The following is an 18,054-nucleotide window of genomic DNA, read 5'->3' on the forward strand; positions in this document are numbered from 1 at the left end:
TCAGCAGCCGGAGGCCTCCCACCCATCAGCCGCTTGAACAACCTGACTGGACATCACAGCTAGGAGAGGACCTCGACCAGCGTGTAGACGCCGAGCGCCAGGCAGATCGCCGCGCCGGCGAAGTGCAGCACGTGCAGCGAGATCCACTTGAGCAGCTGCTTGCCGACCACGACCGCCAGGCCGCTGACCACCAGCAGCGCACCCAGCGCGCCGATGAAGATCGAGACCGGGTGGTGGTTCCTGGCGACCAACGAGATGGTCAGCAGCTGCGACAGGTCGCCCCACTCGGCGGCGAAGAGCACCATGAAGGACGCGAAGATCTGGCGCATCCCGGTGGCCGGCTTGGCCTTCTCGGCGAACTCGTCCTCGGTCTCGGCACCCTCGACCGCCTCCTTGGCGGCGGCACGGCCCTCGCGGAAGAGGATCACCGCACCGGCGAGGAACATCAGAGCGGCGATGGTGTGCACCAGGTCCGCGGGCAACAGGGTCGCGACCCGGCCGACGGCGACCGCGATGAGCGTCTGCACCGCGAAGGCGAGACCCACGCCGATCCAGACGAAGAGCGGGCGGTACTTGGTGGCCAGCACCAGGGTCGCCAGGAAGGTCTTGTCCGGCAGCTCGACGACGAAGATCGAGACGAAGGCGAGCGCGAGAAGACCGATATCCACGTGCGAACTTTAGGGGCGGAAGTTCACCTTCTCCCCATTGTCGGCACGGGGACGCTGGTGTGGACTGGGGCCATGCCGACCTTCGACACGTACGCGCAGGGCACCCCCTGCTATGTGGAGCTCATGACGCCCGATCAGGGCGCCTCCCAGGCCTTCTACGGCGACCTGTTCGGTTGGACCCTCACCTCGATGCCGGTCGGCGAGAACGGCGAGACGTACGCCACCGCCGCCCTGGACGGCGCCCGCGTCGCCGGCATCTCCGGCCAGATGCCGGAGCTGGCCGGTCATCCCGCCTTCTGGGGCGTCTACCTCGCGGCGACCGACCTCGACGCGGTCGCCGGTGCTGTGGACGGGGCGGGCGGGAAGGTCGAGGCCGGGCCGTTCGACGTCATGGACCTGGGCCGGATGGCCTCGATCCAGGATCCGACGGGTGCCCGGGTCAACCTCTGGCAGGCACGGAGCGTGATCGGCACCGAGCGGGCGAACGAGCCTGGCACACCGATCTGGAACGAGCTGATCTCGCCCGACCTCGACAAGGCGACCGCGTTCTACTCGGCGATCCTCGGCGTGACCTGGGAGGACTCCCCGATGCCGGAGGGCTCCGGTATCGCGTCGTACCGGACGCTCAACGTCGACGGGCGTGCCGTCGGCGGGGCGATGCCGCCGATGATGGAGGGCATCCCGCCGCACTGGAACGTCTACTTCAACGTCTCCGACGTCACCGCGGCGATCGCCAAGGCGGAGTCCCTCGGCGGCACGGTCCTCGCGCCGGCCTTCGACGTACCGGATGTGGGGCGTCTGGCCGGGGTCACCGACCCGCAGGGCGGCGTCTTCTGGCTGATGGGCCCCTCGCCCGACGCCGCGTAGCCGGGGCTCAGGCGCGCTCGGGACTGGCCGGATACACGCCGAGGATCTTCACGTCGGTGGTGAAGAACGCCAGCTCCTCGAGCGCGTGCTTGAGCCCGATGTCGTCGGGGTGCCCGTCGACCTCGGCGAGGAACTGGGTGGCGGTGAAGTGGCCGCCGACCATGTACGACTCCAGCTTGGTCATGTTCACGCCGTTGGTCGCGAAGCCGCCGAGCGCCTTGTAGAGCGCCGCCGGGATGTTGCGCACGTTGAAGATGAACGACGTGACGACCGGGCCGTTGCCGGCGGGCGCCTGGACGAACTCGCGCGAGAGCACCACGAAGCGGGTGGTGTTGTGGTCCTCGTCCTCGATGTCCTCGGCGAGCACGTCGAGCCCGTAGATCGAGGCGGCCATCGGCGGCGAGATCGCCGCCATCGTCGGGTCGCCGGCCTCGGCGATCTCCCGCGCGGCGCCGGCGGTGTCGCCGGAGATCACCGGCGTCAGGCCGTGCTCGCGGATGACCTTGCGGCACTGGCCGAGCGCGTGCACGTGACTGTGCACGGTCCGTACGTCCTCCAGGGCGACGCCCGGCAGCGCCATCAGGTGGAACCGGATGCGCAGGAAGTGCTCGGCGATGATGTGCAGGCTCGAGCCCGGCAGGAAGTGGTGGATGTCCGCGACCCGGCCGGCGAGCGAGTTGTCGATCGGGATCATCGCGAGGTCGGCGGTCGGCTCGGCCCCGTCGATCCCCTCGACCGCGGCGAAGACGTCCTCGAAGGAGGCGCACGGCACCGACTCCAGCTCGGGGTACTCCCGCTGGCACACCATGTGGGAGTTGGAACCGGGCTCGCCCTGATAGGCGATGCGTCGAGGCTGAGGCACGGGGTGAGTCTAGAGTCGATGCTCGTGCTGGCTGCCCTGAGTCTCGTCGTCGCCCTCGCCGCCCTCGCTCTGGCGGGCCTGCTGTGGAAGGAGCGGCTCGACGCCCGCACCCGCACGCGCTCCGGCGCGGCGCCCCTGCCCGAGGACGTCCTCGGCCTGCGCCAGGAGGTCGCCGCCCTGCGCCTCGAGAGCGCCCAGGCGCTGCGTCACCTGGCGATCGTGCGCTACGACGCCTTCGGCGACATGGGCGGCCACCTGTCCTGGTCCCTGGCGCTCGCCGACGACGCCGGCGACGGCGTGCTGCTGACCAGCATCCACGGGCGCAACGACGCCCGCTCGTACGCCAAGACCATCAGCGCCTGGCGCTGCGAGGTGCAGCTCTCCCCCGAGGAGGAGCAGGCGCTGGGCCAGCTCCGCCGGTGATCCCCGGGATCAGAACCAGCGGCTGATCTCGACGGCGGCGCCGTCCTGGTCGACCGGGAGCGTGACCGCGTCGGCGGCCTCGCGGACGTCGGTGACCGCCTGGCCCATCGCGACCGCACGGCCGACCCAGTCGAACATCTCCAGGTCGTTGCGACCGTCGCCGATCGCGAGGCAGTCCTGCGGCTCCAGGCCGAGCTGGGTCACCACGTGCGCGAGGCCGGAGGCCTTCGAGACCCCGATGGGCATGAGGTCGAGCCAGGCCGTCCACCCGACCACGTACGAGATGCCCTGCAACCCCAGGCGGCGGCCCATCTCGAGGAAGTCCTCGGCGCTGGCCTCGGGGTTGCGGATGATGACACGCGAGACCGGGTCCTTGATCAGGTCCTCGACCGCTGCGAGCGTCATCGTGCCGGTCAGCTCACCGGGCGGGAAGTGGTCGTTGAGCTTGTAGCCCACGCCGCGCTCCTCGACCGCGACCAGCGCCGACGGCTGCTCGGCGAGGATCGCGCGCACCGCCGGGCCGGCGTCGAAGAGCTCCTCGTGCACCACGTCCAGCGGCGGGTAGCGCAGCACCACCGCGCCGTTCGACGCCACGATCCAGAGCCGCTCGTCGGCCTCGCGCGGCAGCCCGAGCATGTCGGCGATCTTCGTCATGCCGTGCGGGCTGCGCCCGGAGGCGAGCACGATGTACGCCCCCGCGTCGTACGCGCGCCCGACCGCCTCGATCACCGCCGCCGACATCACCTCGGAGGACGCGCCGGTGCCCTCCTCCCACTTGAGCAGGGTGCCGTCGATGTCGAGCGCGATGACCTTCGGGATCCACCCGGTGTCGGGGAGGCGTGCGGTAGTGCGGACCATGGCCTGTGTCTATCAGGCGATGGGGGTGAGCACCTCGCGACCGAGCCACTTCTGCAGCGCCTTCGGGACGCGGACCGAGCCGTCGGGCTGCTGGTGGGTCTCCAGGACGGCGACGATCGCGCGGGTGATCGCGGTCAGCGTCCCGTTGAGCGTGGCGACCGGGCGGTTGGACTCGCCCTCGGCGCCGCGCTGGCGGATGTTGAGCCGGCGCGCCTGGAAGTCGGTGCAGTTGGAGGCCGAGGTGAGCTCGCGGTACTTGCCCTGGGTCGGGATCCACGCCTCGCAGTCGAACTTCCGTACGGCCGACGGGCCGAGGTCGCCGGCGGCGACGTCGATGACCTGGTAGGCCAGCTCGAGCTTGTCGAGGAAGTCCTTCTCCCACTGCAGCAGCCGCTCGTGCTCGGCGGCAGCGTCCTCGAGCGAGGTGTAGACGAACATCTCCACCTTCTCGAACTGGTGGACGCGGATGATGCCCTGGGTGTCCTTGCCGGCCGAGCCGGCCTCCTTGCGGAAGCAGGAGGAGTACCCGGCGTAGCGGCGCGGGAGGAAGTCGGTGTCGAGGATCTCGTCGGAGTGGTACGCGGCCAGTGGCACCTCCGAGGTGCCGACCAGGTAGAGGTCGTCGCCCTCGATCTTGTAGACGCCGTCGTCGACCTGGTCGAGGAATCCCGTACCGGCCATCGCCTCGGGACGGGCGAGCGCCGGCGCGATCACCGGGATGAAGCCGGCCTCGCGGGCCTGCTCCATCGCGAGGTTGATCAGCGCGAACTCCAGCTCGGCGCCGACGCCGGTGAGGAAGTAGAAGCGCGAGCCGGCGACCTTGGCGCCACGCTCGAGGTCGATCGCGCCGAGCAGCTTGCCGAGCTCGACGTGATCGCGCGGCTCGAAGCCCTCGGCCGCGAAGTCGCGCGGCGTGCCGACGGTCTCCAGGACGACGAAGTCGTCCTCGCCGCCGGCCGGGGTCTCGTCGGCGGCGATGTTGCGGATCTGCTTGAGCGCGGTGGTCCAGGCGTCCTCGGCCTCACGCTGGGCGGCCTCGGCCTCCTTGACCTGCGCGGCGACGGCCTTGGTCCGGGCGAGAAGCTCGGCCTTCATCTCGGCGGCATCGGGGCCCTTGGCCTGCGCGACCTGCTTGCCGAGCGCCTTCTGCTCGGCGCGCAGCTCCTCGAACGTGGCGATCGAGGCGCGGCGGGCCTGGTCGGCGGCCAGCGCGCCGTCGACGAGCGACTCGCTCGCGCCACGCTTGCGCTGGGAGGCGCGGACTCGGTCGGGCTCGTCACGGAGGATGCGCGGGTCGATCACGAGGGGCAGCCTAGGCGACCGAGCGAGCGCGGCACGAGATCGGGCGCTGCGCGAGCGCGGGAGCCGCGACGCGGAGGGTCGGGGCGCCGGTCACCCGTATTCTGTCGCCCGTGCCGGACCGCCGCTTCAAAGACTCCCAAGCCCTGCCTGCCGGGCTCGCCTGCCTCGGCCTCGGCGTGGTGTTGGCGATCGTGGTCGCCACCGGTGCGCCCGATGGCTTCGACCGGGCGGTGGGCGAGCCGCTCGTCGTCAGCAGCGGGCCGTTCTACCACCTCGCCCGCTGGGTCGAGACCGCGTTCGAGTTCCTGCCGTTCCTGATCTACACCCTGATCCTGGTGGTCGCGCTGGCCGTCAAGGGCTATCGCCGCGCCGCGATCTGGGCGATGGGCGTCAGCGTGGCCTCGCTCGCGGTGAACCAGGGCCTCAAGCACCTCATCGACCGGCCGCGCCCGTCGTGGCAGGTCGACCCCGGCCCGACGTACTCGGGACTCGCCTTCCCCAGCGGGCACTCTCTGCACGCGGCCGTGTTCTTCGGCATCACCGCGTCGCTCGCGCTGATCTTCATCCGCAAGGCGCCCCTGCGCCGGCTGCTCGTCACGGTGTCGGTGCTCCTCGCCGCGGCCATCGCGACGGACCGGCTCATCCTGGGGCGCCACCACGTCACCGATGTGGTCGGCGGCCTGCTGATCGGCGCCGGGCTCGTGCTGGTCGGCTTCGCGCTCTACTCGCCGCTCCCCGTGTCGCACGCGATCAACGCCCGTCCGCTGGTGCAGACCGTGCCGACCGGCCGCAGGCTGCACGTCGTGCTCAATCCGATCAAGGTCGAGTCGGTCGGCCAGTTCCAGGCGATCGTGACCGCGATGGCGGTCGAGGCCGGCTGGAACGAGCCGGTCTGGCACCTGACCGAGCCCGACGACAGCGGGACGGGCATGGCAGCCGCCGCGTCGGTCGCCGGCGCCGACCTGGTGATGGTCTGCGGCGGCGACGGCACCGTCCGCGAGGTCTGCGCCGAGCTCGCCGGCACCGGCATCCCCGTCGGCATCATCCCGGCCGGCACCGGCAACCTGCTGGCCCGCAACCTGGCCATCCCGCTCTACCTGCGCGCCGCGATCGACGTCGCGCTGACCGGCCAGGACCGGGCCGTCGACATGGTCGAGGTCTCCGGCGACGGCATGGACGACAGCCACTTCCTGGTGATGGCCGGGATGGGCTTCGACGCCGCGATCATGGACGGTGTCAACGAGGACCTGAAGAAGCGGGTCGGCTGGATCGCGTACGTCCTGTCCGCGCTCAAGGCCCTGATGTTCCCGGCCGTGAAGGTGCAGATCTCCGTCGACGGTGGCGAGTTCACCAAGCACCGCGCCCGCACCATCGTGGTCGGCAACGTGGGCACCCTGACCGCCGGCATGCCGCTGCTCCCCGACGCCCTGATCGACGACGGGCTCATCGACGTCGTGCTGCTCTACCCGCAGCGCTTCTGGTCGTGGCTGCCGCTGGCCTTCCGGGTGCTCACGAAGCGACCCGAGACCGACGACCTGGTCAACCGCATGCGCGGACAGTCGATCGTCGTACGTGCCGACCGCGACACCCCGCGCCAGCTCGACGGCGACACGGTCGGCGAGGGCCGCGAGATGCGGATGACCTGCCTGCACGCCCGACTCCTGGTGCGGGTGCCCCGATGACGCTGGACCTCACGCCGTTGCGCACCGAGCGGCTCGTGCTGCCGCTGTGGACCGCCGCCGACGTCGCCGCCATCCGCCTCGGTCGCCGTACGCCCGACGACGGCGCGCTCGGCGAGTGGCATCCGGAGTTCCCCCGTCGCGACGACCAGGACGCCTCGACGCTGTGGCACGACGGCGACCCGTACGGCCCTCGCTCGATCGTGCGCGGCGTGACCGTGCTCGGCTCGATCGGGTTCTTCGGGCCGCCGGACGAGGCGGGCGAGCTGGAGGTGGGCTACGGCCTGGTGCGCGACGCGTGGGGCTGGGGCTTCGCGACCGAGTCGCTGCGCGCGATGCTGGACGCGATCGGCCCGGAGGTGACCGTACGGGCGTCGATCGAGCCGGAGAACAAGGCGTCGCTGCGGGTGGCGGCCAAGTGCGGCTTCACCCAGCTGCGCGGCGCCACGCCCGACGGCGAGCTGGTGATGGTCCGCGCCGGCGCGTGACCTGACGGATGCGGCACGAGCGGTCCGCGGAGATCGCGCTCACCAGCCGGAGGACACAATGAACCTCGTGACACCCGCCCGGATGCCTCAGCTCGTAGCCACCGACCTGGACGGGACGCTCGTCCGCAAGGACGGGACCGTCTCGCCGTACACCCGGGACGTGCTGGTCGCGCTCGAGGAGCGCGGGGTGCCGGTGATCTTCGTGACCGGGCGTCCGCTGCGCTGGACGATGCCGCTGTTCGAGCACGTCGGCTCGCACGGTCTGGCGATCGTCTCCAACGGGGCGATGGTGTGGGACGTCGCCGCCCAGGTCGCCCGCACCTCGTACGCGCTGGGTGCCTCGGAGTCGGCGGAGGTCGTCTCGCTGCTCCAGGAGGCGCTGCCGGGCTCCGTCTTCGGCGCTGAGCGGGAGACGGGCTTCGCGATGGAGCCCGACTTCCCCGACGCCCCCGGACGCGAGGCCCTGCCGCGGATGCCGCTGGGTGAGCTCGTCTCCTCGCCGATGCTCAAGCTGCTATCGCTGCACCGCGAGCTCGACCCCGACGTCTACTGGAAGCGCGCGATCTCAGCGGTGGGCGAGTTGGCCACGGTCACGCACTCGTCGTCGTTCGCGCTGCTGGAGATCAGCGCGTACGGGGTCACCAAGGCCTCGACGCTCGCCTCGGTCGCCGGCTCGCTCGGGGTCGCCGCCGAGGACGTGATCGCCTTCGGCGACATGCCCAACGACATCGCGATGCTGCAATGGGCCGGCACGTCGTTCGCGATGGCGGACGCGCACCCGGAGGCCCGCGAGGCCGCCGGCAACGTCGCGCCCTCGCACGAGGAGGACGGCGTGGCGCGCACGCTGGCCGAGGTCTTCGCGCTCTAGATCGCTGCGCCTATGACCCCTCGGGGGTGATCTGGTTCGATGGGGGCATGCGTCGCCTGCTCACGAGCCTGCTCGTCACCCTGCTGAGCGCCCTGGTGCTGCTCGGCGGCGGGGTGACGCAGCCGGCCGCGGCCGCGCAGTGCCTGTCCCCGACCGCCACCGTGCCGGAAGCGGTGGGCACCGCCGAGGCGGTCGTGACGGTGAAGATCCTCAAGCGGCTGCGGCCCGACGCGGGATCGGCCGCGCGCTACCGGGCGCGGGTGCTGACCGCGTTCAAGGGGAGCCCGCCGAGCAGCATCAAGGTGATGCCGCAGCCGAACAGCTGCCACCTGTCGGACTTCAGCGTCGGCACCACGTACCTGCTCTTCCTGCGCAGCCGCGCGCAGGACTGGCTGGCCCCCGCGGCCTTGCCGTCGTCCCACAACGTCGCGATGCTGCAGCCGCAGGTCGAGGCCGCGCTGGCTCCGCCGACGGTGACGTTCGGCAAGCCGTTGACCGGATCGCCCGCGCGTCTGCGTCGGGTCGCGGCACCGGGTGTCGCGCTGGTGATCATCGGGCTGCTCGGGCTGCTGTTCGTCCGCCGCTCGCCGCGCTCGCACGCCTGACCCGCTCCCGGGCACTCAGTCGATCTCGGCATCCTCGAGCAGCTGGGCGGCACGGACCGCGGCCTCCAGCGCGAGGTCGATCTCGTCGGCCTGCGGCGCATCCCGTACGGGATCGGGCTCGGTCGGCGCGCGCAGCACCTCGAGCTCGTCGCGGGTCACACCGCGAAGGTGCAGCAGGACCAGCGGGTCCTGATCGATCAGGTCGGCGACCTGCACCAGGACCCCCAGCGCGTGCTCGCAGACCCCGCCGGTGCGGCTCATCCGCTGCCAGGTGGGGCAGCTGCAGGTGGCGACCAGCTCGCTGCTGTCGGGCACGATCGCGACGCCGGCCTCCTCGGCGTGCTCGGCCAGGTCGTCGGTCAGCCGGCCCGACAGGATCACCGCGGCGCGCCCGCTCGCGACCACCACGAAGCCGGCGTGCTCGTCCACGCCCCAGACGGGGACGGTGATCGTGACCGTCCAGATCCCGGCCTCCTCGGCCACCCCGGCGGCCAGCCGGCCGGCGTCGACGACCAGGCCGCCGATCCGCCCGGAGCGGGCCAGGGCGCGGGCCTGGACGATCTGGGACTCGTCGTCGGCGAGCTCCTCGACGCCGCTCCAGAAGCCGCGCCCCCACCAGCTCTTCAGCTTGCGCAGGATCCGCTTGTGCGGCTCGGCGAGGAAGACCAGCGACCCGGTCATCGCAGGCTCACCAGATCCCGCAGCTCATCGTCGCTCAGCTCGGTCAACGCCGCCTCGCCCTGGCCCAGGACGGCGTCGGCGAGCGCACGCTTGCGGCCGAGCAGCTCGGCGACCTTCTCCTCGACCGTGCCGCGGGTGACGAGCCGGTGCACCTGCACCGGCTTGGTCTGCCCGATTCGGTAGGCGCGGTCGGTGGCCTGGTCCTCGACGGCGGGGTTCCACCAGCGGTCCACGTGGACGACGTGGTCGGCACGGGTCAGGTTGAGCCCGACGCCCCCGGCCTTGAGCGACAGCAGGAACACGGGCACCTCGCCGGCCTGGAAGCGCGCCACCATCCGCTCGCGCTCGCGCACCGGCGTGCCGCCGTGCAGGAACTGGTGCTCGACCCCGCTCGCCGCCCAGTGCGCCTCGAGCAGCCGCGCCATCGCGACGTACTGGGTGAAGACCAGCACCGCGCCGTCCTCGGCGATCACCGTCTCGAGCACCTCGTCGAGAAGGTCGATCTTCTGGCTGCGGCCGGCGAGCTTGCCCGTCGACTGCTTGAGGAACTGCGCGGGGTGGTTGCAGATCTGCTTGAGACCGGTCAGCAGCATCAGCACCAGGCCGCGGCGCATGATCGGGTCGGCGCGCGCGATCCGCTCCATCGTGTCGCGGACGTACGCCTCGTAGAGCACCGTCTGCTCGCGGGTCAGCGACAGGATGTGGTCGGTCTCGGTCTTCGGCGGCAGCTCCGGGGCGATGCCCGGATCGGCCTTGCGCCGGCGCAGCAGGAAGGGCGCGATCAGCGCGGCGAAGCGGGCGGTCATCGCCGGGTCGACGTTGGCCTCGATCTGGCTGGCCCACGCGCGCCGGAAGGCGAGCCGGCTGCCGAGCAGCCCGGGGACGCACCAGTCGAGGATGGCCCAGAGCTCGGTCAGGTCGTTCTCCACCGGCGTGCCGGTGAGCGCGACCCGCGCGGTCGAGGGGATCGTACGGATGGCCTTGGCGGTGGCGGACGCGGCGTTCTTCAGGTGCTGGGCCTCGTCGGCGACGACGAGGTCCCACGGCACGGCGGCCAGCGCCGCGGCGTCGCGCCGCATCGTCCCGTACGTGGTCAGGACGAACCCACCCTCCACCCCGGCGAGCTCCCGCTCGGTGCCGTGGAAGCGCCGCACGTCCGTGCCGGGCGCGAAGCGCGCGATCTCGGCCTCCCAGTTGCCCAGCAGACTCGCCGGGCAGACCACCAGCGTCGGCCCCCCGCCCCGCTGCAGGTGCAGCGCGATCAGCGTGATCGTCTTGCCCAGCCCCATGTCGTCGGCCAGACACCCTCCGAGACCGAGCTCGGTCAGTGCCGCCAGCCAGGTCAGGCCACGGCGCTGGTAGTCACGCAGGGACGCCTGCAGCGCCTCGGGGACCTCGATCAGCGGAGCGTCGACGACACTCGCGACCCGATCGCGCAGCCTCCCGATGGAGGCGCCGACGAGGACCTGATCAAGATCGACGCCCCCGGCGGCGTCCGCGTCTGCGAGCTTCGCGGCGACCGCGTCGGGCAGCAGCCCGGTCAACGCGGTGGCGAGCGCCTCGGTGCCGGACACCTTCTTCAGCAGCCGCTTGCGGGCCTTCTTGGTCAGGCTCGGATGGACCACCGTCCACGAGCCGCGCAGCTTGAGCACCGGGGCGGCCGCGGCGGCGAGCTGCTCCATCTCGTCCTCGGTGAGCTCCGAGCCGTCGACGGCGAGCTGCCAGCGGAAGGCGCACGTCTGCTCGGCCCCGAAGAGGCTGTCCTGCATCAGGTCCTCATGACCGCCCTGCCCGGAGCGGTCGACCACGACCCGCGCGGTCAGCTCGCCCGACAGCGAGCGCGGCCAGAGCACGTCGACGCCGATCGCGCGCAGTGCCTCGACGCCGTCCTCCAGCAGCCCCGCGAGCTCGTCGCCGTCGAGGGTGATCTCGTCGGGGACCGGCAGGTCGACCAGCCGCCACAGCACCGGCCACGCCTCGGCCGCGGCTCGCAGCGCGACATTCGCGTGCGTCCGCGCCCGGTCGCCGAACCCGTGCTCCTCCCAGGTCTCGCGCCACAGCCGGTCGACGTCGACGACGTGCAGCGGGTCGGCCACGTCGTGGGCCTGCGGGACCAGCCGGATCGAGCCGCCGACCAGCTCCTCCTCGTCAGCCTCGACGCGCAGCGAGATCGTCACCCGCTGGGGCAGCTTGGCCCCCGCGGGCGCGGAGACGTGTCGCGCCAGCCGCGCCTTGAGCCGGTCCTGGAAGGGCGTCTCGAGCGCCACCGCGGGCCGCGTCACGACCGTACGGGCGCTGCGCGCCACCGGCGCCGCGCGCGGCATCGCATCGGCCACGGCGTCGAGCACGCCGCGCACGGTCTCCTCGGCGGCGATCGCGTCCACGCCCTCGTACGCGCGCGCCTCGGCCAGCAAGGCGACCCGCTCGGCGTCCTCGCCGGAGACGACCGCGCGCCACGACGGCACCTCGCCCTCGGCGGGCTCGATCCGGCCGGCGGCGACGAGCCGCAGCCCGAGCACGACCGAGCCGACGAGCAACGCGACCGAGGGGTGCAGGTCCTCGCGCCGATGCGCCTTGCTGAGCACCGGGATCGCGGCGGTGATCGGCAGCGCGACCGTCACCCGCCCGCCCAGCTCCACCACGCTCTCGCGCGCCGGCGTCGCCGGTCGGAAGACCGCCGCGTCGGTGAGGGAGTAGAGGGCGCTCATGGAGCGAACCTAGACGAGGACACCGACACTCTCAGGATCCGTGATTACTCTCAGGGGGTGAGCATCCTCGACGCCTCCATCGCCCGCCTTGACGGGACCCCCTCCACCCTGGGCGAGCTGACCGGTGGCCGGCCCGCGCTGCTGGTCAACGTGGCCTCCAAGTGCGGTCTGACCCCGCAGTACGCCGGGCTCGAGCGGATCGCCGAGTCCCAGCCCGGGCTCGCGGTGGTCGGCTTCCCGTGCAACCAGTTCATGGGCCAGGAGCCGGGCACCTCGGAGGAGATCGCCGAGTTCTGCTCCGCCACGTACGGCGTGACCTTCCCGCTCAGCGAGAAGATCGAGGTCAACGGCGAGGGCCGGCACGCGATCTACGACGAGCTCACCCGCGCGCCGGAGGCCGAGACCGGCCAGGCCGGCGACATCACCTGGAACTTCGAGAAGTTCCTCGTCGACGCCGACGGCACGGTGGTGCAGCGCTTCGGACCGCGCACCGAGCCCGAGGACCCGCGCGTCCTCAAGGCGATCGCCTCGCTCGTCGGCTGACCCCTCCTCACACATCTCGGACGAACTTCCTCCACATGCTCGACACCCTCCGGACGAGGGCCCTGTCCGTCGGCGCGCTCGCGCTGGCGGCCGCCCTCCTCGTCGTCCCTGCCCCGGTGGTCGCCGCCGGCACCGCCGCTCCCTCGACGTGCGCGGATGTCGCAGTCCAGCCGGGTCAGGTGCACTGCTTCATCCGCGTGAGCGCCCCGCGATCTCCATCCGCCTCCGGGATGCGGGCGTTCGCCACGACGGCTTCGCCGGGCGGATGGGGCCCGCAGGACATCGCGGCGATGTACGACCTCCCGGCGATCCCCGCCACGGTGCCCGTCGGCACCGGACCGACCGTGGCGGTGATCGAGGCGGACCACACCTCGACCATCGCGAGCGATCTCGCCGCCTATCGCAGCGCGTACGGCCTCGGCACGTGCGGCACCGCCGACGGCTGCCTGACGATCGTCGGCCAGGACGGCTCGCGCAGGGTGCCGAGCCGCAGGGCCTCCCTCGACCAGTGGGACTGGGAGACGATCATGGACGTCGAGGCCGTGGCGGCCTCGTGCCCGGCCTGCAGGATCGTGGTCGTGGAGGCCGACTCCACCTACAGCAACGACACCGACGAGGCCACCAAGACCGCAGCCACGCTCGCCGACTACGTCTCCATGTCGTGGGGCACCAGCGACGACGGCTTCACCAGCGACGACCTGACGTCCACCGAGGGCATCTTCAACGACTACCCGGGCGTCACCTTCGTCGCCGCCACGGGGGACCTCGGCTGGGCGACGAACGACCCGACCGACGGTGTGACGTGCGGGCTCGCCGCCACCGTCGGCGCCGGCGACACCCACTCGTGCACCAACTATCCGGCCAGCTCACCACACGTCGTCGCTGCCGGCGGCACGGTCGCGTCCTACGACGGCGCAGCCTGGACGCAACAGGCCTGGGGCGACTCGGACGACCCGACGCAGTCGTTCGCCCCCAACGCCGGCGGCTCCTCCTCGGGCTGCTCCGGCTGGGCCACGATGCCCACGTTCCAGGCCGTGAACGCCAACGCCAGGGCGGCCTGCGGCAACACCCGCGCCACCGCCGACATCTCAGCCCTTGCCGACGGGTTCGCGATGTACCACTCGGGCTACAGCGGCGGTCCCTGGTATCCCTCCGGCGGCACCTCACTGTCCGCTCCGCTGATCGCCGGGATGTACGCCCAGGCGGGCAATCACACGCGCCCCTTCGACATCTACGCGCGTGCGAAGGCTGACGCGGCGGCGTTCATCGACGTGACCGCCGGCACGCCCGCGCGGGGCTGTCCTGCCACTGATGCGCTGCACCTGTGCAGCGCCGGCCCCGGCTGGGACGGCCCGACGGGTCTCGGCACGCCGCGCGGCCTGGCCAGCCTGATGCCGTACGCCGCGAAGCGCACGTCCTCGCCGGTCAGCGCCACGCTCTCCCCGGTGAGCCACCGCGGCCTGGTGAGGATCCGTGGCAAGGCGCGCGTGCGACGCACCCTGCGCGCCTCGTACGGGACCTTCACGCCGGGCTCGCGCGTGACGGTGACCTGGCTGGTCGACGGGCACCCGGTGGCCGCGGGCGCGCGGCTGCGGGTCAGGCGCGGCTGGCGTCACCACCGGATCCGGTACATCGTCAACGCGACGGCCGCCGGGCACGCGCCCGTGACCTTCACCTCGTCCGCGGTGCGCATCCGCCGCTGATCCGAATGGGACTGATACCTCGGCGAGGATCGGGTACGGGAGTCAGGGTAAAGAGCCGCGACGCTTCATGGGGACGCTGACGGCCTCTCCTGATCGCCACGCGGGTACGTCAACCGATTCTCGGAGGTAGACACCCGATGCACGCTCCTTCTACACGCTCACTACGAGCCCTGATCTCGATCTCCGCCCTGGCCCTGACCTCGGCCGCGCCGCTGGTCACCTCGGCCGCCCACGCGGACACTCCGCAGGCCCACGCCCGGGCGCACTCGCACCACCGCTTCCATGACCGCGACCACGACGGTCTGCCCAACGGCTGGGAGAAGCGCCACGGCCTCAACCCCAACCGCGCCAACGGCAAGGCCGACGCGGACCACGACGGGCTGACGAACCGCCAGGAGTACAAGAAGGGCCTGAACCCGAAGGCCGGCGACTCCGACCACGACGGTCTCAAGGACGGTCGCGAGGTGAAGCTGGGGACGAATCCCCGGTCCGCCGACACGGATCACGACGGCCTCAAGGACGGCCGCGAGGTCCAGCTGGGCACCAGCCCGAAGAGCGCCGACTCCGACCACGACGGGTTGAAGGACGGCGACGAGGTCACCAAGTACAAGAGCGACCCGACGAAGAGCGACTCGGACGGTGACGGAGTCAAGGACGGCACCGAGGTCACCGCGGGCACCGACCCGACGAAGCCGCCGACCACGACGACCCCTCCGGGCGACGGCGGGGGTACGACCACGCCTCCGGGTGACGGTGGCGGCACGACCACGCCTCCGGGCGACGGTGGCGGCACCGGCGGCACCGGGGGTGGGGGCGTCGTCACGCCGAGCCTTGCCATCACCAGCCCGGGCACCGACGCCGTCACGACGGCCCGTCCCACGTTCAAGGGCACCGGCAAGCCGGGCGCGGACATCACCGTCAACGTGACCGCTTCAACGCCCGTCACGGTGAACCAACCGTCGTCCGGCGAGGTGGCCGGCGCTCTGAGCGACATCTCGCCTGTCCAGACCACGCCAGTCCTTACCCTGCAGACGATCGTGCACGACGACGGGAAGTGGGAGGTCCAGGGCGGGCCTGGTGACGCCCTCAACACGGGCGACTACACCGCCACCGCCACCCAGACCACCAGCGGAGGTGCGAGCACGACGACGGACGCCGTGCAGTTCAAGGTCGACGCCGACGTTCCGGGCGTTCTCACCATCGACGACTCGGTCAGCGGCCCGACGAACAACGCTCGCCCGCTGATCAGCGGCGACGGTGCCGAGGCTGGTGCCACCGTGACCGTCACAGAGGAAGACACCGCTCTTGGAAATGCCGAGATCAGCGCGGACGGCCACTGGGTCTTCACCCCGAGCGAGGACTTCACCGCGGGTCCGCACACCCTCACCGTCACCCAGACCGACAAGGCGGGCAACACCAGCGAGGCCGCGACGGTCACGTTCACCGTCGACACGGCGGCTCCGCAACCGCCGACCATCGGGCAGGTCAGCGACATCGGGGTGGGCGGCAACACCACGCCGCCCATCAACGGCAGCGTCGCCGAGGACGGCGACACCGTCACGGTGACCCTTCACCGGGCGGGCACCACGAGCGACAACGACCAGTCGTTCACACCTGCGGTCACCAACGGCACGTGGCAGGTGACGCCCACCGCGCTGGCGGACGGCGAGTACACGGTCACGGCCACGGAGTCGGACGCGGCGGGCAACACCAGCGAGGCGTCGAAGACCTTCACCGTCGACACCCAGGCGCCCGCGGCACCGAGCATCGCCTCGCCTGAGGACGACAGCACGGTCACGGAGACCACGCCCACCATCTCCGGCACCGGTGCCGGAGACCGTGATCTCGTCGTCACGCTCACGGGCTCGGACGACACCTCGATCCCGCTCGAGCCCCCGACCGTCGAGGAGGGCGGTGCCTGGAGCGTCACGCCGAGCGAGCCGCTGGCTGACGGTACGTACACCGTCACGGTCAGCCAGACGGACGCCGTCGGCAACGCCAGCACGGAGTCGACGAGCACCTTCACCGTCGACGCCGGTCAGGTGATCCCCGGCGCCTGATCGACCGTAGGAACTGAACAACAGCCAGCCCGGCGGCCGCGCGAGCGGTCGCCGGGCGGCTGTGTGAGAGCGATCACGAACAGGTCGACGTTTAATGAATCGAAGACTGTCGGTGGTCCCACCTAGGCTCTTCCGGTGACCACAGAGATTGCACCCGAGGCATCGGAAGCCTCCGAGAAGCTCGACGCCCGCGTCTTCATCATCGCCGGCGTCGTCGTCCTCGGATCGATCATGTCGATCCTCGACATCACCGTCGTCGGCGTCGCGCTGCGGACCTTCCAGGAGCAGTTCCACGCCACCACCGCCCAGGTCGCCTGGACGATGACCGGCTACACGCTCGCTCTCGCCGCGGTGATCCCGCTGACCGGGTGGGCCGCCGACCGCTTCGGCACCAAGCGTCTCTACATGCTCGCCATCCTGCTGTTCGTGCTGGGCTCGGTGCTCTGCTCGACGGCCGGATCGCTGTCGCTGCTGGTCACGTACCGCGTCCTGCAGGGTCTCGGCGGCGGCATGCTGATGCCGCTGGGGATGACGATCCTGACCCGGGCCGCCGGCCAGGACCGCGTCGGTCGCGTGATGGCCGTCCTCGGCATCCCGATGCTGCTCGGCCCGATCTTCGGCCCGATCCTCGGGGGCTGGCTGATCGACGTCGCCTCGTGGCACTGGATCTTCCTGATCAACCTGCCGATCGGCATCGCGGCGCTGGTCTACGCCTGGCTCGCCCTGCCGCAGGACGACGTCTCCCCCTCGGAGAGCTTCGACTTCGTCGGCATGCTGCTCCTCTCGCCGGGTCTGGCCTCACTGCTCTACGGCATCTCCTCCATCCCCGCCGCGAAGGAGGAGCACGGCACGATCTGGACCGCCGAGGTCGTCGTCGCCACCCTGCTCGGCATCGTGCTGGTCGCCGCGTTCGTCCCGTGGGCGCTGCGCAAGAAGAACATCCACCCGCTGGTCGAGCTGCGCCTGTTCAAGGACAGCCACATGACGATCGCGGTCATCACGATGGCGCTCTTCGCGATGGCGTTCTTCGGTGCCTCGCTGCTGTTCACGCTCTACTTCCAGGAGGTGCGCGGCTACTCGCCGGTGAAGTCGGGCTGGGCGATCGCCCCGCAGGGCTTCGGCGCGATGATCACCATGCCGATCGCCGGCGTCCTGGCCGACAAGATGGGCCCGGGCAAGGTCGTGCTGACCGGTCTGGTGCTCGACACCTTCGGGATGGGCATGCTCGCCTTCACCGGCACCGACACCCCGTACTGGTACTTCCTGATCGCCTTCGTCGTGATGGGCTTCGGCATGGGTGCCACGATGATGCCGGTCTTCTCGGCCGCGCTGGCGACGCTGAGCGACCACAACATCGCCCGTGGCTCGACGCTGATGAACATCACCCAGCAGGTTGCCGCCTCGGCCGGCACCGCCCTGTTCTCGGTGCTGCTCACCGCGGCGTTCAACAGCAGCGACGCCATCACCGACAGCACCAAGCTGGCGGCTGCCACCAACGGGAGCAAGGACCCGAGCATCCTGGCCGCGGCCGCGGAGAAGCTCGGCCTCGACCCGTCGGCCGTGCCCGATCTCCTCGCCCGCGCCAACGTCGACATGGGCGATGCCTTCGCCGGCGTCTACCTCGTGGCTGCGATCCTGGTCGGCTGCTGCCTCATCCCGGCCTTCTTCCTGCCCCGCAGCAAGACCGAGTCGACCGGCCAGCCGATCGCCATGCACTGACGGAGCTCGCGAACCCGACC

The 18,054-nt window shown here is 71.3% G+C and carries 16 protein-coding genes; 10 read left to right on the plus strand and 6 right to left on the minus strand.

All coding sequences use genetic code 11. The annotated features are described in order from the left end of the window. Positions 1 to 59: 59 nt before the first annotated feature. Positions 60 to 668 (minus strand): TMEM165/GDT1 family protein, encoded by a 609-nt coding sequence (locus tag KSO98_RS18995; RefSeq protein ID WP_225286646.1) that lies wholly within the window; start codon positions 666 to 668, stop codon positions 60 to 62. A 72-nt stretch (positions 669 to 740) separates the two neighbouring features. On the opposite strand from KSO98_RS18995, the gene KSO98_RS15785 reads away from it, so the two are divergent. Next, entirely contained in the window at positions 741 to 1,535 is a 795-nt protein-coding gene (locus tag KSO98_RS15785; protein WP_225286647.1) for a VOC family protein, read from the plus strand. Positions 1,536 to 1,542: 7 nt separating this feature from the next. Here KSO98_RS15785 and KSO98_RS15790 read toward each other — a convergent pair whose 3' ends face one another. After that, the gene (locus KSO98_RS15790; protein WP_225286649.1) at positions 1,543 to 2,397 is read right to left on the minus strand and encodes a prephenate dehydratase; all 855 of its coding nucleotides are present in this window, start codon (positions 2,395 to 2,397) and stop codon (positions 1,543 to 1,545) included. An 18-nt stretch (positions 2,398 to 2,415) separates the two neighbouring features. Here KSO98_RS15790 and KSO98_RS15795 point away from each other — a divergent pair, with 18 nt between their 5' ends. Then, positions 2,416 to 2,820 (plus strand): DUF4446 family protein, encoded by a 405-nt coding sequence (locus KSO98_RS15795; RefSeq protein ID WP_225286650.1) that lies wholly within the window; start codon positions 2,416 to 2,418, stop codon positions 2,818 to 2,820. Between the two features lie 9 nt (positions 2,821 to 2,829). On the opposite strand, the gene KSO98_RS15800 is transcribed toward KSO98_RS15795, so the two are convergent. Both KSO98_RS15800 and serS read right to left on the minus strand, forming a co-directional pair. Next, positions 2,830 to 3,678, minus strand: coding sequence for an HAD family hydrolase (locus tag KSO98_RS15800; RefSeq protein WP_225286651.1), 849 nt, complete (start codon positions 3,676 to 3,678; stop codon positions 2,830 to 2,832). 12 nt (positions 3,679 to 3,690) lie between these two features. Then, on the minus strand, positions 3,691 to 4,980 hold the full coding sequence (gene serS, locus KSO98_RS15805; protein ID WP_225286652.1) for a serine--tRNA ligase: 1,290 nt from the start codon (positions 4,978 to 4,980) through the stop codon (positions 3,691 to 3,693). 110 nt (positions 4,981 to 5,090) lie between these two features. Here serS and KSO98_RS15810 point away from each other — a divergent pair, with 110 nt between their 5' ends. From KSO98_RS15810 to KSO98_RS15825, 4 genes are all read left to right on the plus strand, one after another. Beyond that, on the plus strand, positions 5,091 to 6,662 hold the full coding sequence (locus KSO98_RS15810) for a bifunctional phosphatase PAP2/diacylglycerol kinase family protein (protein WP_225286653.1): 1,572 nt from the start codon (positions 5,091 to 5,093) through the stop codon (positions 6,660 to 6,662). After that, positions 6,659 to 7,147: a GNAT family N-acetyltransferase gene (locus KSO98_RS15815; protein ID WP_225286654.1), complete on the plus strand. Its 489-nt coding sequence runs from the start codon at positions 6,659 to 6,661 to the stop codon at positions 7,145 to 7,147. The genes KSO98_RS15810 and KSO98_RS15815 overlap by 4 nt, the downstream gene beginning before the upstream one ends. An 82-nt stretch (positions 7,148 to 7,229) precedes the next feature. Beyond that, on the plus strand, positions 7,230 to 8,015 hold the full coding sequence (locus KSO98_RS15820; protein WP_225286655.1) for an HAD family hydrolase: 786 nt from the start codon (positions 7,230 to 7,232) through the stop codon (positions 8,013 to 8,015). Positions 8,016 to 8,062: 47 nt separating this feature from the next. After that, positions 8,063 to 8,620, plus strand: a complete 558-nt coding sequence (locus tag KSO98_RS15825) for a hypothetical protein (protein ID WP_225286656.1) — start codon at positions 8,063 to 8,065, stop codon at positions 8,618 to 8,620. Between the two features lie 15 nt (positions 8,621 to 8,635). Here the strand turns inward: KSO98_RS15825 and KSO98_RS15830 are convergent, their stop codons facing one another. Next, entirely contained in the window at positions 8,636 to 9,301 is a 666-nt protein-coding gene (locus tag KSO98_RS15830; protein ID WP_225286657.1) for an SWIM zinc finger family protein, read from the minus strand. Continuing rightward, the gene (locus KSO98_RS15835; RefSeq protein WP_225286658.1) at positions 9,298 to 12,009 is read right to left on the minus strand and encodes a DEAD/DEAH box helicase; all 2,712 of its coding nucleotides are present in this window, start codon (positions 12,007 to 12,009) and stop codon (positions 9,298 to 9,300) included. Before KSO98_RS15835 ends, KSO98_RS15830 begins: the two co-directional genes overlap by 4 nt. 57 nt (positions 12,010 to 12,066) lie before the next feature. Between KSO98_RS15835 and KSO98_RS15840 the strand changes: the two genes are divergently transcribed. From KSO98_RS15840 to KSO98_RS15855, 4 genes are all read left to right on the plus strand, one after another. Then, positions 12,067 to 12,552 carry a glutathione peroxidase gene (locus tag KSO98_RS15840; RefSeq protein WP_308012777.1) on the plus strand — a complete coding sequence of 162 codons (486 nt, stop codon included), beginning with the start codon at positions 12,067 to 12,069 and terminating at the stop codon, positions 12,550 to 12,552. Positions 12,553 to 12,587: 35 nt separating this feature from the next. After that, complete coding sequence (locus tag KSO98_RS15845) at positions 12,588 to 14,255, plus strand: S53 family peptidase (RefSeq protein ID WP_225286659.1); 1,668 nt, start codon at positions 12,588 to 12,590, stop codon at positions 14,253 to 14,255. Positions 14,256 to 14,392: 137 nt separating this feature from the next. Then, positions 14,393 to 16,315: an Ig-like domain-containing protein gene (locus tag KSO98_RS15850; RefSeq protein WP_225286661.1), complete on the plus strand. Its 1,923-nt coding sequence runs from the start codon at positions 14,393 to 14,395 to the stop codon at positions 16,313 to 16,315. A 135-nt stretch (positions 16,316 to 16,450) separates the two neighbouring features. Continuing rightward, the gene (locus tag KSO98_RS15855) at positions 16,451 to 18,034 is read left to right on the plus strand and encodes a DHA2 family efflux MFS transporter permease subunit (protein ID WP_225286662.1); all 1,584 of its coding nucleotides are present in this window, start codon (positions 16,451 to 16,453) and stop codon (positions 18,032 to 18,034) included. The last annotated feature ends 20 nt before the right edge of the window (positions 18,035 to 18,054 follow it).

This window comes from Nocardioides nematodiphilus (assembly GCF_020216525.1).
GTDB lineage: Bacteria > Actinomycetota > Actinomycetes > Propionibacteriales > Nocardioidaceae > Nocardioides > Nocardioides nematodiphilus.

Coding starts and splice junctions, on each gene's coding strand:
- KSO98_RS15820 (WP_225286655.1), top strand. CDS start 7,230: ATGCCTCAGCTCGTAGCCACCGACCTGGACGGGACGCTCGTCCGCAAG.
- KSO98_RS15835 (WP_225286658.1), bottom strand. CDS start 12,009: ATGAGCGCCCTCTACTCCCTCACCGACGCGGCGGTCTTCCGACCGGCG.
- KSO98_RS15845 (WP_225286659.1), top strand. CDS start 12,588: ATGCTCGACACCCTCCGGACGAGGGCCCTGTCCGTCGGCGCGCTCGCG.
- KSO98_RS15830 (WP_225286657.1), bottom strand. CDS start 9,301: ATGACCGGGTCGCTGGTCTTCCTCGCCGAGCCGCACAAGCGGATCCTG.
- KSO98_RS15800 (WP_225286651.1), bottom strand. CDS start 3,678: ATGGTCCGCACTACCGCACGCCTCCCCGACACCGGGTGGATCCCGAAG.
- KSO98_RS15795 (WP_225286650.1), top strand. CDS start 2,416: ATGCTCGTGCTGGCTGCCCTGAGTCTCGTCGTCGCCCTCGCCGCCCTC.
- KSO98_RS15850 (WP_225286661.1), top strand. CDS start 14,393: ATGCACGCTCCTTCTACACGCTCACTACGAGCCCTGATCTCGATCTCC.
- KSO98_RS15815 (WP_225286654.1), top strand. CDS start 6,659: ATGACGCTGGACCTCACGCCGTTGCGCACCGAGCGGCTCGTGCTGCCG.
- KSO98_RS15785 (WP_225286647.1), top strand. CDS start 741: ATGCCGACCTTCGACACGTACGCGCAGGGCACCCCCTGCTATGTGGAG.
- KSO98_RS15825 (WP_225286656.1), top strand. CDS start 8,063: ATGCGTCGCCTGCTCACGAGCCTGCTCGTCACCCTGCTGAGCGCCCTG.